The 15,051-nt window shown below is 27.5% G+C and carries 16 protein-coding genes; 7 read left to right on the top strand and 9 right to left on the bottom strand.

Features of this window, described 5'->3' with window-relative positions; genetic code table 11:
- Nucleotides 1-447, top strand: a 447-nt coding sequence (locus tag Q0881_RS17065) for a T9SS type A sorting domain-containing protein (protein ID WP_299162983.1), incomplete at its 5' end; no start/stop codon positions are given.
- A gap of 17 nt (nucleotides 448-464) precedes the next feature.
- Here Q0881_RS17065 and Q0881_RS17060 read toward each other — a convergent pair.
- Complete coding sequence (locus tag Q0881_RS17060) at nucleotides 465-1,157, bottom strand: response regulator transcription factor (protein WP_299162981.1); 693 nt, start codon at nucleotides 1,155-1,157, stop codon at nucleotides 465-467.
- A 2-nt stretch (nucleotides 1,158-1,159) separates the two neighbouring features.
- Nucleotides 1,160-2,383, bottom strand: a complete 1,224-nt coding sequence (locus tag Q0881_RS17055; RefSeq protein ID WP_299162978.1) for a HAMP domain-containing sensor histidine kinase — start codon at nucleotides 2,381-2,383, stop codon at nucleotides 1,160-1,162.
- A gap of 190 nt (nucleotides 2,384-2,573) precedes the next feature.
- On the opposite strand from Q0881_RS17055, the gene Q0881_RS17050 reads away from it, so the two are divergent.
- Nucleotides 2,574-3,383 carry a hypothetical protein gene (locus Q0881_RS17050; RefSeq protein WP_299162970.1) on the top strand — a complete coding sequence of 270 codons (810 nt, stop codon included), beginning with the start codon at nucleotides 2,574-2,576 and terminating at the stop codon, nucleotides 3,381-3,383.
- A gap of 415 nt (nucleotides 3,384-3,798) precedes the next feature.
- Here the strand turns inward: Q0881_RS17050 and lysS are convergent, their stop codons facing one another.
- Both lysS and Q0881_RS17040 read right to left on the bottom strand, forming a co-directional pair.
- Nucleotides 3,799-5,493 (bottom strand): lysine--tRNA ligase, encoded by a 1,695-nt coding sequence (gene lysS, locus Q0881_RS17045; RefSeq protein WP_299162967.1) that lies wholly within the window; start codon nucleotides 5,491-5,493, stop codon nucleotides 3,799-3,801.
- A 258-nt stretch (nucleotides 5,494-5,751) separates the two neighbouring features.
- Nucleotides 5,752-6,252, bottom strand: a complete 501-nt coding sequence (locus tag Q0881_RS17040; protein WP_299162964.1) for a DUF456 domain-containing protein — start codon at nucleotides 6,250-6,252, stop codon at nucleotides 5,752-5,754.
- Between the two features lie 149 nt (nucleotides 6,253-6,401).
- On the opposite strand from Q0881_RS17040, the gene Q0881_RS17035 reads away from it, so the two are divergent.
- Genes Q0881_RS17035 through Q0881_RS17020 form a run of 4 tightly spaced genes read left to right on the top strand, consistent with a single transcriptional unit; the run spans nucleotide 6,402 to nucleotide 10,105 of the window.
- The gene (locus Q0881_RS17035; RefSeq protein WP_299162961.1) at nucleotides 6,402-6,770 is read left to right on the top strand and encodes a BlaI/MecI/CopY family transcriptional regulator; all 369 of its coding nucleotides are present in this window, start codon (nucleotides 6,402-6,404) and stop codon (nucleotides 6,768-6,770) included.
- Nucleotides 6,767-8,314, top strand: a complete 1,548-nt coding sequence (locus Q0881_RS17030; protein WP_299162958.1) for a M56 family metallopeptidase — start codon at nucleotides 6,767-6,769, stop codon at nucleotides 8,312-8,314. The genes Q0881_RS17035 and Q0881_RS17030 overlap by 4 nt, the downstream gene beginning before the upstream one ends.
- Before the next feature lie 21 nt (nucleotides 8,315-8,335).
- Nucleotides 8,336-9,589 carry a tetratricopeptide repeat protein gene (locus Q0881_RS17025; protein ID WP_299162955.1) on the top strand — a complete coding sequence of 418 codons (1,254 nt, stop codon included), beginning with the start codon at nucleotides 8,336-8,338 and terminating at the stop codon, nucleotides 9,587-9,589.
- Between the two features lie 36 nt (nucleotides 9,590-9,625).
- Nucleotides 9,626-10,105, top strand: a complete 480-nt coding sequence (locus Q0881_RS17020; protein WP_299162952.1) for a hypothetical protein — start codon at nucleotides 9,626-9,628, stop codon at nucleotides 10,103-10,105.
- Here Q0881_RS17020 and Q0881_RS17015 read toward each other — a convergent pair.
- From Q0881_RS17015 to Q0881_RS17000, 4 genes are all read right to left on the bottom strand, one after another.
- A complete protein-coding gene (locus Q0881_RS17015; protein ID WP_299162950.1) occupies nucleotides 10,074-10,613 on the bottom strand; it encodes a hypothetical protein in 540 nt (179 codons plus the stop codon). The genes Q0881_RS17020 and Q0881_RS17015 overlap by 32 nt on opposite strands.
- 68 nt (nucleotides 10,614-10,681) lie before the next feature.
- Nucleotides 10,682-11,242, bottom strand: coding sequence for a Crp/Fnr family transcriptional regulator (locus tag Q0881_RS17010; RefSeq protein WP_299162948.1), 561 nt, complete (start codon nucleotides 11,240-11,242; stop codon nucleotides 10,682-10,684).
- Nucleotides 11,239-12,030: a hypothetical protein gene (locus Q0881_RS17005; protein WP_299162945.1), complete on the bottom strand. Its 792-nt coding sequence runs from the start codon at nucleotides 12,028-12,030 to the stop codon at nucleotides 11,239-11,241. Before Q0881_RS17005 ends, Q0881_RS17010 begins: the two co-directional genes overlap by 4 nt.
- A 1-nt stretch (nucleotide 12,031) precedes the next feature.
- Nucleotides 12,032-13,540 (bottom strand): GH3 auxin-responsive promoter family protein, encoded by a 1,509-nt coding sequence (locus Q0881_RS17000; protein ID WP_299162943.1) that lies wholly within the window; start codon nucleotides 13,538-13,540, stop codon nucleotides 12,032-12,034.
- Between the two features lie 66 nt (nucleotides 13,541-13,606).
- Between Q0881_RS17000 and Q0881_RS16995 the strand changes: the two genes are divergently transcribed.
- Nucleotides 13,607-14,401, top strand: a complete 795-nt coding sequence (locus tag Q0881_RS16995; RefSeq protein ID WP_299162941.1) for a DUF2797 domain-containing protein — start codon at nucleotides 13,607-13,609, stop codon at nucleotides 14,399-14,401.
- Here the strand turns inward: Q0881_RS16995 and Q0881_RS16990 are convergent.
- Nucleotides 14,398-15,012, bottom strand: coding sequence for a hypothetical protein (locus Q0881_RS16990; RefSeq protein ID WP_299162938.1), 615 nt, complete (start codon nucleotides 15,010-15,012; stop codon nucleotides 14,398-14,400). The genes Q0881_RS16995 and Q0881_RS16990 overlap by 4 nt on opposite strands.
- Between the last annotated feature and the right edge of the window lie 39 nt (nucleotides 15,013-15,051).

The following is a 15,051-nucleotide window of genomic DNA, read 5'->3' as shown; positions in this document are numbered from 1 at the left end:
TCAGAGATTACTTTAACACCCGGCACTACACCAATTCCTTTAAGCGGAAATATATTGATGAATTCTGATGGAACAATTACGGTAAGTCCAGAAACTACAGCAGATACTTATGATTACGAATATACAATTTGCGAGAAATTAAACCCTTCAAATTGTAGTACTGTTATTAGTAAAGTAGTGGTTGAAAATAATATTGTTACTGTAGTTCCAGTAGTATTATACCCAGTTCCAGTTTCAAATACATTATTTATTTCTACAAATGGAATTATAGGAGACTCTTTTTATATTAATATTTTTGATGCTAATGGGCAATTAATTTATAAGAAACGTGAATCTTACACAGGTGAAGATTTTCAAGTTGATACAAGTAAATTATCAGTAGGGATGTATATTATAAATATTTCTAGTAATAGATATAAAAAGGAATCTAAATTTTTAAAGAGGTAAAATATTAAATATAGATTTTAATCGCTAACTATAAATTTATAGCCAGTACCATGGATGTTTTTTATATTAATAGTAGGTGTGTTTTTAAAATGCTTTCGGAGTTTGGATATAAAAACATCTAAGCTTCTTCCAACAAAGTAGTTATCGTCTTCCCATATTGATTTTAAAATATAATCTCTTTTAAGTAAGGTGTTTTTATTATTAGCAAATAAAGCTAAAATATCTGCTTCTTTTTGGGTTAATTGTACAGCTTCATTATTATTAGAATTTAAGATTAAGTTATCAAGGTCTAAATTATAATCTGAAAAAGGGATGATATTTTTATGAGTTTGAACAGAATTACTTCTTTTTAAAATAGCTTTAATACGAAGCACTAATTCTTCAATATTAAAAGGTTTAGTTATATAATCGTCTGCACCAATTTTAAATCCATTTATTTTATCTTCTTTCATAGATTTTGCGGTTAAAAAAACTATAGGAATATTGGTGTCAAGTTTCCTTATTTCTTTAGCTAGGCTAAAACCATCCATAATAGGCATCATTACATCAAGTAGGCAGATATCAAAAGAGTTATTATTAAATTGGTTTAAAGCTAGTTTACCATTAGAAAAAAGGGTTACTTTAAAATTATAGTTTTCTAAACTATCTTTTAATAAAAACCCCATGCTATCATCGTCCTCTACTAATATTATATGCTTTTGACTATTCATAGTTATACAGGTAAAAATATAATAAAAGTGCTACCTAAGTTTTCTTTACTTGTAAAAGTGATTTTTCCAAAATGCTTCTCTATTATGGTTTTTACATAGCTTAAACCTAGTCCAAACCCTTTGGTATTATGAATATTTCCACTTTCAGCTCTAAAGAATTTTTCAAAAATACGTTCTTGAGTTTCTTTACTCATACCAATACCATTATCAATAATTTCTACATTTATTCCGTTTTCTAAATTAATCGTTTTAATTATAATTTCAGGATGTACTTTAGAATATTTAATAGCATTTTCCACTAAATTATATATCACATTAGTAAAATGAGTTTCATCAGCTTTTATAGTATAATTACTAGCGTTTAAAAAAGATTTTATAAATCCTTCTTTTTGTTCAATAATAGGTTCAAAACTTAACAACACTTTTTTAATTACAGAATGAACGTTGATTTCTTTAAAAGAAAAAGATTCTTCTTTTTTCTCAATGGTAGAAATTTGTAATACACTATCAACTAGATTAAGTAACCTATTGTTCTCATTGTAGATAATATCAGCATATTTACTCAATTTTTTTGTATCCATTTTATTACTTCTATTTCTAATGGCATCTGAAGCAACTGAAATATTAGTAATAGGAGTTTTTAATTCATGCGTCATATTGTTAACAAAATCATTTCTCAAATGTGCTAACTTTTTTTCTTTAAGGATAGAAATAATTATAAATATAAAAACAACAAGTATTGCTAGTAAACTAACAGAAGAATACATCCATATTCCCATTGAGTTAAGTATATGGGTAGTTTTGTTATTAATTATAATTTTGAAATTTAATCGTTCTAAATTGTGAATCCTTTTTACACAAGAAACTTCAGTATACTTATAAATATCAAAAATAGTATTCCCTAATACAATTTCGTTGTTTTTAGATTTAACAATAGCATAGTCAAAATTAACATTAATGTTCCTTGAAGAAAACTCCTTTCGAATGCTTTTATCTAAAGTTGTGAGGTTGAAATATGAATTTGTTTGAACAAAGAATTCATTAGAAGCTATTTTAGTTATGGGAGGAATTGTTGAAATAGTATCATTATTTAAGATTAATAAATTATGAGCAACGTTTCTTAGAGCTAAATTTACTTTGTCGTCAAATTGCTTTTCTTCTAGGGAAAAAGATTTTTTAAACCAATACACTTGCGTAATAAATAACCCAAATATGGTTGTGAGCATTAAAAATAATATAATACGTATAGTTTTGGTTGACATATAAACAAAGTTAAACTAATTATTGTTTTGCTTTTAATTATTTACATATCGATAACATTTATTTACACTTCATTAACAACTATTTACACTTCGCTTTCAAGAATTAATAAGGGGAGAGGTAAATTTGTAATATGAACCATTAAAGTATCAAATTATGAAAGTAAAAATATTATTTGTTGGAATTTTATTAATTATAGGAAGCTCAATAATTGTTGGTTTTGTAAATAAAAAGGATCACAACAAAAAAAGCATAGAAGTAGAAAAAGTAATTAAAAGAACAAGTGGTAACTTGAATTGTCTTAGTAGCAGTACAATTGATAAACTACCTAAAGTAATACTAAACTATTTAGTTAGAGGAGCAAATAATAGAACTATTACAAAAAATAAAATTAATAAAGTAAAAACATTAGAAGATATTATTGAACACTTTCCTTCTAATTGGATTAGTGAGTATATTTCAGTTGAAATAGAAAGAGCTACACAAAATATCAAATTAAAAGAAATAGGAAAAAATATTAAACTAACTCCTAAGCAACAAGAGCTATTTAACAATACTAAGATAGGAGATGATTTAATAATTAAAGTTCTTTATAAGAGTAATGATTCTTTAGAAAAAGAAGCACAGGTAAAAGAAATAAATATTACTATGACGGTAGTTCCAGAAGTTGAAGCAAAATTTAAGAAAGGAAACGAAAAGTTGACTGAGTATTTTGAAGAAAATAGTAATAGTGAGATTTTAAATTGGAAATTTAACCCAATGCAAAATGCTGCCGCTTCATTTATAATAAATGAAAAAGGGGAGGCAGAAAATGTGAAAATTACTAAAACAACTGGGATTATTACTGTAGATAGGGCAATTATAGAATTGTTGTATAAAATGCCTAATTGGGATCCCGCAAAAAATAACAAAGGAGAGCTGGTTCAGCAAGAATTTGAATTTTCTATCGGAGAAGTAGGTTGTTAAGAAGTAAGTTAAAAACAAAAAAGCTCCCTGAGGAGCCTTTTGTATAAGGGGTGGTTGTGCTTTGTGTCAATTTCCTACTTCTAATTTACCTTTTAAATAAATAATTATTTGTAGTTTTTCGATAAATGGAATAATTTACTTGTTGAAAAGCAAAAAAATATAGATGAATTGTCTTTTTAAACAAAAAAAAAGAAGCGTCCCCCCGGATTACTTCTTTTATTATAGCTAATCAAATAAACTAGCTATTATACTGTAAAGGTAATTTGATAAAGCAATTTGTTATTTTAAATTAGACGAAAGGAACGAAAGTTCTGTTGAATTACCCGATTAGGTAAATGAAGCAAAAAAAAATTAAGCTTCTAGAATAAAAAAGCCACCTAAAAGGTGGCTTTTTTATTTATATTAAATAAGTTGTTTACATAGCTAGGACAAATAAACCTTCATCAGTTTTTTCAACTTTAGCTAACTTATTTTTAGTTAAACTTTTTATAGTTTTATCCCATTTCTTATTAGATAAACCAGATTGAGATTTTAATTCATTTAAATCAATTTTCTCTATTTTTTCAATTAAGCCTAATAAAGATTTCTCATCATCATTTAATTCAATAGATGGCGCTTTTTTTTCTGGCCTCATTTGAGGAAAGAACAATACTTCTTGAATAGATTGATTATTTGTTAAAAACATAATTAATCGATCCATTCCAATACCTAAACCAGAGGTAGGAGGCATTCCATATTCTAAAGCACGTAAAAAGTCTTCATCAATAAATTCAGTTGCTTCATCATCTCCTTTTTGAGCTAGTTTCAGCTGATGTTCAAAACGTTCACGTTGATCAATAGGGTCATTTAATTCAGAATATGCATTTGCTATTTCTTTACCACATACCATTAATTCAAAACGTTCTGTCAATTCAGGATTTTCTCTATGTTCTTTACATAAAGGAGACATCTCTTTAGGATAATCTGTAATAAAAGTAGGCTGAATATAATTACCTTCACATTTTTCTCCAAAAATCTCATCAATTAACTTTCCTTTCCCCATCGTTTCGTCAATCTCTATACCCATTCCTTTAGCAGCATCACGGATTTCATCTTCCGTTTTACCATTGATGTCAAAACCAGTAAAATGCATGATAGAGTCTGCCATTGTAACCCTAGCATAAGGAGCTTTGAAGTTTACCTGGTGTTCACCAAAAGTAGCTTCAGTAGTTCCATTTACGGCTATTGCACAATGTTCTAATAACTTTTCAGTAAAATCCATCATCCAGTTGTAGTCTTTGTAGGCTACATAAATTTCCATTGCAGTAAATTCTGGATTATGTGTTCTATCCATTCCTTCATTACGGAAGTTTTTAGAGAACTCATATACACCATCAAAACCACCAACAATTAAACGTTTTAAGTATAATTCGTTAGCAATTCGCATGTATAATGGAATGTCTAAAGCATTGTGATGTGTAATAAAAGGCCTTGCAGCTGCACCACCAGGAATAGGTTGTAAAATAGGTGTTTCAACTTCAAAATATCCTGCATCGTTAAAGAAAGAACGCATTGCAGTAAACAATTTTGTACGTTTAACGAAAACTTCTTTTACATGAGGATTTACTACTAAATCAGCATAACGCTGACGGTAACGCATTTCAGGATCTGTAAATGCATCATACACAACACCATCTTTTTCTTTAGGAATTGGTAAAGGTTTTAAAGATTTGCTTAATAATTGAAAGTTTTTAACACGAACAGTAGTTTCACCTACTTTTGTTTTAAATAATTCTCCTTCAATACCAACAAAATCACCTAAATCTAATAATTTTTTAAAAACCTCATTGTATAAAGTTTTATCTTCTCCTGTACAAATTTCATCTCTATTAAAATATACCTGAATACGCCCCTCAGCATCTTGTAATTGAGCGAAAGAAGCTTTTCCTTGTACATTTATAGCCATTAATCTACCTGCAACAATTACCTGTTTGCCGTCAGAGAAATCAGATTTAATCTGTTTGGAATTGTGATTTACTGGGAATAAATCTGCAGGATATGGATTGATTCCTAATTCACGTAATTTACCTAATTTTTCTCTACGTACAACTTCTTGTTCTGATAATTGCATGGGTTATTTTTTATAATTTTTAATGAAGATGCAAAGATACAATCAATTGAAGAATTAAACAATGAATAACAGATTCACATTTTTTGTAAAAAATAAAAAAAAATTTGGTAGAGTTGAAAAAGGTTGTATATTTGCAGGCTGCTTTTTTGTAAAGTAGCATTTAGTTGTGTTGTTAGGTACTTTAAATAGTACCATGGTTTTGTTAACCAATGGAAAGCTTCCCTGAGATGGGTTGCTTTTTTTTTGCCTTAATTTTGCTTAAAAGAAAGCGTCTTTATATTCCCACAAAGTAGTTAAAAATAAAACAAAGTATACTGTAGCTATTGAAAATTTAATGGTAGCAGAAACTAAGAAGCCTAAGAAAGCACCAAAAGAAGCTTTAATAGCTCTAGAAGTATCTTTACTGTCGTATATTAATTCACCAATAAGAGCCCCAAAAAAAGCACCTATTAATATTCCAAATGGAATAGGGGAGAATAAGCCTATAATTAAACCTATTGTTGTTCCATATACTCCATATTTACTTCCTCCGAAGCGTTTTGTGCCTATGGCAGGTATAAAATAATCAATTATGAATATAAATATAGCAATAGCTAAAGTTATGCCTAAAAAAGTCCAGTCTTGAGGTATAGCCTTAGTTAAGTGTAATAATAATAATCCCAACCAACCAGTTAATGGGCCTGGGAGAATTGGTAAAAATGAACCAATTATACCTAGGCAAACAAGTAAAAAACCTAATAAGGTTAGTAATATATCCATATTTGATATTCTTTTTTTAGTTTAAAATAGCTTTATTTTCTATAGATAAGACGAGATTAAAACTAGTTTGTTACATTTTTATAACTAAAAAATTAGTTTAAACTAATTTTTTAGTTATATTTGTGATGAAATATTTCAATAAAGTAAGAATGAATAAGCAATTAACAAAAGCAGAAGAGCAGATAATGCAAGTATTATGGGATTTAAAACAAGCTTCAGTAAAGGAAGTTATAACTGAGTTACCAGATCCAAAACCTGCTTATAATACAGTTTCTACTATTATTAGAATTTTAGAAACAAAAGAGTTTGTAGGTCATCAGCCAAAAGGAAGAGGTTACGTATATCATCCGCTGGTTGAAAAATCTGAATATAGTAATGAAAGTTTACATAAGTTAATGAACGGTTACTTTGGAGGTTCTTTTAAAAGTATGGTGTCTTTTTTTATGAAAGAAAATAAAATGGATATCAACGAGTTGGAAAGTATTTTGAAAGAGGTAAATAAAAATAAAAAATCATGATAAACTATATAATTCAAGTAATCTTATTTCAAGTGTTATTTGTGGCAGTCTATGATTTTTTCTTAAGTAAAGAAACTTTTTTTACTAAGAACAGATGGTATTTGTTAAGTACTGCTGTGGTTTCTTTTATATTACCATTACTTAAAATATCAACAATACAGAAAGCTATTCCAATAGAGTATACTATTTTGTTGCCAGAAGTGGTTTTATCACCTCAAAAAGTAATAGAAAAAGCAACTTGGTATCAATCTATTGATTATTTAGATGTATTGTTTTGGGGCGGATGCCTTATGTTTTTAGTAGTATTTATTGTAAAGTTAATACGTATAATTCGATTGATTTTTAAATTCAAAATTGAACGAAGAGAAGCATACAAATTGGTGCTATTACCTAAGAACACAAAAGCATTTTCGTTTTTTAATTATATTTTTATTGGAAAAGGAATCCCGTTAGATAAACAAGAAAAAATAATTCAACACGAATTAGTTCATAGTAAACAAAAACACACGATTGACTTATTATTTTTCGAATTTCTAAGAATACTTATGTGGTTTAACCCAATGGTATATGTGTATCAAAACCGTATTTCATTGGTGCACGAATATATTTCTGATGAAGTAGTAACTAAGGCTAGTTTAAAAGAAGGCTATATTAATAATTTACTCTCTGATGTTTTTCAGGTTGAGAACATTTCATTCATAAATCAATTTTATAAACATTCATTAATTAAAAAACGGATTATTATGATGACGAAAAAAAAATCGAAACAAATTAAACAATTAAAGTACCTGTTGTTAATACCTGTATTAGCGAGTATGTTATTTTACACAGCTTGTTCTCAAGAGACAAGCTCTACAGCACCAGAACAGAAGAAAGAAAATACGGTGATGTATATGGATATTAAAGAGATGAAAAAGCATGTTTCAGAAACGAAGAAAACATATATGGACGTGTATTTGGGAATAGAATCTCCAAAAACAAAAGAACTTCAGGTAAAGGATCTAACAAGTGTAGAGTTAATTGAGTTCAACAAAAAGAAAGAAGAGTTTCAAAAGTTTGGAAAAGATATTCCTCTTAGACTTTTTGAAGGTATTGATGTTAAGGAAAGAAGAATTATATATTTAGACTTAGAAAAAACAATGAAGATGTTTAAATATGAGAGACAAAGCAATAAGGAAGGAGGTAATCATAATGTTGATAACGTACCATTTTCAATGTTAGACAAACACCCAACATTCCCTGGTTGTATAGATGGAGATAAAGAATGTTTTAACCAAAGTATGGCAAAGTTTGTGAAAGATAATTTTGATTTTTCTCGTACAGCTAATTTAGGTTTGGAGAGAGGTAAGAAACGAATTTATGTACAGTTTAAAATAGATAAGAATGGAGAGGTTGTTGATGTAAAAGCTCGTGCTCCACGTCCAGAATTAAAACAATATGCTATAGAGGTTGTTAAGAAATTACCGAAAATGAAACCAGGGATGAAAGATAAAAAAATTGTAACTACTGGTTATACATTGCCAATTACTTTTGAAGTAAAATAGTTTATAAAAATACAAAAAGTGATGAAAAATAAAATTTTAATTGTATTACTTTTAATAGGATTTACAAAAGTCGAAGCACAAACTTCGACTTTTAAATCCATAGATTATCTAGTGAATAAAGGTCGTTATAAGAAGGCTTTAGAAGAATTGAATAATATGCCTTCAAGTTTTGCTTCGTACGCTAAGAAGGCTCATATTTATGAAGCTATAGATAATTATAAGTTAGCCTCTAAATATTATGAAAAAGCACTAGATATTAAAAATGATTATGCTGTAAAAGTTAAGTTGGGAAAAAGTTATAATAAAGAGAAAAAATTAAAAAAGGCTATTTCAATTTTTGAAGAAATTGTAGAGAATGATGACGAAAATTTATTGATAAAATATCAATTAGGAAAGTTATACTTAAAAACGAAACAGCCATTAAAAGCCAAAAATACTTTTAAAAGACTCATTGAGAAAGATAAAAAGAATGCGAATTATCATTATCAACAAGGGGTTATGTATGCAATGTTGAAAAAGAGAAATTTAAAAATAAATAGTTTATTAGAAGCTTATAAAAATGATAATGAACATATAAAAGCAATTCATCAATTAGCTGTTGCTTATATTTTGTTAAGAGACAGAGATTCTTCTACTATTTTTATGAATAGAGGATTAGAGGTGAATCCAAACCATATTGAATTAAATAAGTTAAAAATTAATAGCCTATATCGTAAAAAAGATTATTTATCAGCTATTAGTTTATTAGAAAAGATAGATACTTTAAAACCGAATGAACATTATATTCAAAAAATGTTAGGACGTGCTTTATATAAATTAAAAGATTATGAAGAGGCAGAAAAGTATTTTAAGAAGGCATTAAAAATAGATCGTTCAGATTTTAAGTCGTACACTTATTTGGGTGATATAAATTTTGATCAAAAAGAATATAAAAGTGCAATGTTTAATTATATGATCGCCACTTATGTTGGTAAAGAATCTAGAGACATAGAATATTATCAACTAGCAAGAGTATATAAAGAGTTAGGTAAGCCAAAAGCGGAGATGAATGCTTATAAGAATTCTTACAGTGAAAATGGGAGGAACTTTAGATCACTTTATCAATTAGCAAATACTACAGAGCATTATTATGAAGATAAAAAGATAGCTTTTAAACACTATAAAAATTATATAGATAAGTTTGAAGAAAAAGATTCTTTGCTAACAAGTCAGGTAAAAACTAGAATAAAAGAAATAAAGAAATATTATTTCATGAAAGGAGATGTTTTAGAATAATTTAAAATTTCGTATTTTCATCTCAAAATCAGTGAGATGAGGTATTGCTGTGTTGCTTTTTTTATAATTTTACTATTTGCTTCGTGTGATTATTTTTCTTCGACAAAGAAGAATAAAAATCATGAAATAGATACTATTATTGATTTTTCTAAAGTAGATATTTCCCCTTCTTTTAATATTTGTAAAAACCTTATGAATGAAGCTAAAACAAACTGTTTTAGAAAAGAAATTCAACAAAGAATAACAAAAGAGTTGCAACTGTATAATTTTGTGAGTAAAAAATTAATTGATGAAGTAGTTTTAATAGACTTACAAATTAATAGAAGAGGAGAATTTGAATTAAAAAATATTTCTTCTTCAAATAATATTAAAGAATACTTACCTAAATTAGATAGTGTTATAAAAAAATCTATAAAAAAACTTCCTAAAATAACCCCAGGGCTTAAAAGAGATATACCAGTGGCAACACAATATCAATTACCCATTAGAATACAAATAGAAGAGGAAATAAACTAAAAGGAAAAGAGAAAATAAAAAGGCTTAAAAATACCCAAAAAGTAAAATAGATAGCTTGTGTAAGGTTCATTTTATTTTGATTCTTCTTTTTTATTCTTTTTTTTAGATCTTCAACAGAAAACTTTAAGAGTTCTTCTTTACTGAGATTTAAGTCTATAATTCCTGTTACTTTTAAGCCAGCTTTGTATCCTCGAAAAACATCTTTTGGGTAGCTAAGCAAAGAAAAACCCATCGCCCATAAACTCATTATACCAATAGGTAGTTTTTTCCATAGTCCAGTGGCAATTTCCCAACCAGCTATAAAAGCTTCACCTTTCCAGGTAGTATCGCAATCATATAAAACATGTTGTATATCATGAATATGAATTATATCTTTTCTAAATTGAGAATTAGGTAGTTTTAAAGTAAATAATTTAAACTTTAGTTCAAAAGTATTTTCATCTTCTCCTCCGTTTTGTAAAAGGTTATTTTTTATGTAAAATTGTTGTAATGCTTTAGCTATAGTCATGTTGTAGTTGTTTTATACTACAAAGATATTTTATGGTTATTAAGTATTTCTTGACAATTATCAAGAAATTACTTTCCTCTAATTCTACTAAAAGTTTCTGGAGTCATACCTAAAAAAGAAGCAATATGTTTTGAAGCAATTCTATTAAAAAGATATGGTTTTTTTTGTAATAAAATATTGTAACGTTCTTGTGCAGTATGCAATTGTAAGTCGTCAATTCTTTCAACAAGATCTATATAGATTTTTTGCAAAAATAAACGACCAAAACGTTCGTATCTAGGATTGGTTTCAAATAGGTTTTCTAAATCTGAATGAGCAATTTTTAAAACTTCTAAATCTTCCAAGGCTTCAATATTGTACTTGCTTTTTTTACGTTGCACAAAACTGTCAATAGTGGTTATGGTTTCTTGTTCAGCAGAAATATGTACTGTTATATCTTTTTCTTCTTTGTAATAGAATACACGAGCAATACCAGATGTAATAATGTACATATGGTTGCAAATATTACCAGCTTCATGTAGTATATGATGTTTGGCATATTTTTCAGGCTTCATAATGCCTTGAAAAACTTTAGCTAATTCAGGGTTTTTTAATAGCAAATCTGCATTTTGCTCAAAAAAAGAATTCATAATTTAACACCTTTTAATCTATAAAAATCTACATACATTGATTCATTAATATCATAAATTCTATAAATTTTATTTATTTCCTTTACTTTTTTTAATTTTTTATAATAGAACCTTAACTCTTTTGTAGAAATTTCTTTATCCGCGTAGATTGAAAAATGTACATTAAATTTTATCCATAGTTTTTCTAATTCTTTGTCATTTAAATCTTTGTACATGTGTTTGTAATCTTCCTTAAAAAAAATGATATCTTTTTTTAAAATAGATACATGCTTTTTTAAGTCAGAATTTAATTTTTTTAAATTATTAGAATAATTAGTTTTTGCTATTATAGAGTCATTTTCTAAATCTAAAAATATTTTTATTCCATATTTTGGCTCAACTCTGATGTGTTCAATATTATAATTTACAGGTAAAGTTATATTTACTTGGTTTTTCGAAAATAAAAAATCTAAAAAATTATTTTTCTTTATAAATTTTATAGGGATATTTATTGAATCCTTGAATGGAGTGATTAGTAGAGTATCGTTTTTAAAAATATATTTTAGATTAACTTTATGAATAGAATCATTGAAAAAGTTTTTGTGTTTGAATATTATTGAGTTATCTGTTGCAGACCATTTTACTTTATTATATAAGGGGTATATAGATAAAGAATCTTTCTCTAAAACAATTTTCTCATTTTCATCAATAGAATACCAACTACCAATAAGCCTTTTTTCATATTTATTTCTATTACAAGAAAAACATAAAAATAGGAGAGAGGATAAAATAAAACTATATTTTTTCATTTTACAATTTAAGTAATTCATCAACAAACCAACGAGAGTTAGAAAGCCTAGGAACTTTATGCTGTCCACCTAATTTACCTTTCTTACTTAACCAGTCGTAAAATAATCCTTCACGTGCTTGATATACTTTAGGTAAAGATAAAGTCATATTGTTATAACGTTTGGCTTCGTAATCTGAATTAATACATTTTAAGGCATTGTCTAATAACTCAGTAAAGGTATCTATGTTTTCAGGAGGAGTACTAAATTCAATAATCCATTCATGTCCACCACTTTTATTATCATTCATGAAAATTGGTCCAACGGTATAATCTTTAATATTAGCATTGGTTTTTTTACTGGCTGTTTTTAGCGCTTCTTCAGCATTCTCAATAATTAATTCTTCCCCAAAAACGTTGATATGATGTTTCGTTCTACCTGTAATTTTAATTCGATAAGGGTCTAAAGAAGTAAACTTTACAGTATCTCCTATTAAATAACGCCATAAACCTCCATTAGTAGTGATAACAACAGCATAGTTGATGTTCTGTTTTACTTCAACTAATGAAATTGCTGTTGAGTTTTCACCATCATAAGTGTCCATTGGTATAAACTCATAAAAAATACCATAATCGAGCATTAGTAATAATTCTTCAGAATTGTTTTGATCTTGGATAGCAAAAAAACCTTCAGAAGCATTATAGGTTTCATAATACTTAAAATCTTTTTTAGGAATTAATTTTTTGTATTGCTCTCTATAAGGATTGAAATTCACTCCACCATGAAAGTAAACTTCTAAATTAGGCCAAACTTCTAAAATATTATTTTTTCCTGTTTTTTCTAAAACACGATTTAAAAGGACTAGCATCCAACTAGGAACCCCAACTAAACTCGTAATGTTTTCATTAATAGTTTCGTCAATAATGGCTTCCATTTTGGTTTCCCATTCAGCCATTAAAGCAACTTCCTGGCTTGGAGCTGAGCTAAAGTCTGCCCAAAAAGGTAAATTCTCAGTTATAATTGCCGATAAATCTCCAAAATAAGAATTGTTGTCTTCGTAAATAGCTGTGCTACCACCTAATTTTAACCCTTTACCCGTAAACATTTGCGTTTCTTCATTGTTATTAATGTATAAACACAGCATGTCTTTTCCAGCTTTTAAATGGCAGCCTTCTAAGGCTTCATCACTTACAGGGATAAATTTACTTTTAGCATTGGTAGTTCCACTAGATTTGGCAAACCATTTAATAGGACTTGGCCAAAATAAATTTTGTTCTCCTTTTCTGCATCGCTCTATAAGAGGTTCAATGCTTTCATATTTTTGAATAGGAATATTGTTGGTAAAATCGGTATGATTTTTTATTGAAGAGAAATTATGCAGTTTTCCAAATTCAGTATTCTTAGCAGCATTTAATAATTTTTGAAGCAACTCATTTTGAACATCAATAGGATATTTTAAAAATAATTCCACTTGATGTTTACGTTTTTTTAAAAACCAAGAAATAATAGAATTTATAAATGGAAACGACATAGATTAACTCTTAATTCAATTTTTTTACTGTAAGTTTGTGAAGCTAAAAGTAATAAAATTTAAGACATGCAATACCAAGGAGTTTTAAAAAAAATGACGACTGAAAATTTAGATACTGTACAGTATTATTTAGACATGAAATCTGATTTTTTAAACATGAATCAGCTTTTAAACAAGAAAATAACTTTAAGCTTTGTTACTTATGAATGTTTAAACTGTCATTTAGAAAAACAAATATACCGTCAAGGATTTTGTAAAAAATGTTTTTTTGAAACACCAAATGCTGGTGATTGGATTATGAGGCCTGAATTAAGTAAGGCTCATTTAGGAGAAGAAGATCGTGATTTAGAATATGAGAAAAGAGTACAATTACAGCCGCATATAGTGTATTTAGCAAACTCAAGTAATGTAAAAGTAGGGGTGACTAGAAAACAACAAGTCCCAACACGTTGGATAGATCAAGGGGCGCATGAAGCAATAGAAATAGTTGAGGTACCTAACAGGTATTTAGCGGGTATTACAGAGGTAGCATTAAAAGAACATGTAGCAGATAAGACTAATTGGCGAAAGATGTTGAAAAATGATATTGCCGATGAAAGTTTAGTGTCTTGGCAAGAAAAACTAAAAGCTTTTATTCCTGAAGAAGCTTTACAATATTTTATTGAAGATAATAAAGAGACAGCAATTAATTTCCCTGTAGATAAATACCCTTTAAAACCTAAAAGTTTAAATATTGTAAAAGAACAAAACTATACAGGTACTTTAGTAGGTATAAAAGGTCAGTATCTAATTTTTGAAGATGAAACTGTTTTTAATGTTCGTGCTAATGAAGGACTAGTTATTGAAATAAAAATAACTTAAATTTTTTCTAATAATTGAGAATCTGAATTGTAGTGCTTATTTAAGATTTTCATCTTAGAGTTATCTTGTTGCTCTTTTAAAAAACTATAAAAACCATAATTTTTAGAGAAGTAATAAATAGAAAATGTAACTTCATTCTCTATTTTTATATAATTATTGTTGTTGTCTGTGATTAGTTGATCCCCGATAGGGGTTTTCTTATTAAAATATTTCTTTAGTATTAATTTTTCAATCTTTTTTTTATCCTTCAAGGAAGGAAAAGTATATTTAAAGAAAACAAACTTACTTCTGAAAAAGTGTAGTTCTACAATTATTTTATAATAACCTACTTTAGTTGTGTAAAAAATAATATCACAAGATTTAGGGTTTTTAATAAATCTATAAGAAGAATTAATACTTTTTTTTACTTTGTTAATATTGGAGCCAAATTCAATATCCGAAGAAAAGTTTATAGTAGTTAAACTTTCATAGATATTATTAGTTTGTGAAACATTATTATAAACAGCCGTATAACTATCTATATTTTTATACTTCTTAATTATTTGACTATAATAGTAATTATAATATTTTTTACCATTTAGCAGATTGTTTATTTTACGGATTAAAAGCATGTCAATTCTTAAATTGTTATTGAAACTTAAAATCCCTCC

The organism is uncultured Tenacibaculum sp. (assembly GCF_947494125.1).
Taxonomy (GTDB): domain Bacteria; phylum Bacteroidota; class Bacteroidia; order Flavobacteriales; family Flavobacteriaceae; genus Polaribacter.
The sequence above is the reverse complement of the archived record's forward strand: the minus strand, read 5'-3'. Positions and strand labels throughout refer to the sequence as shown.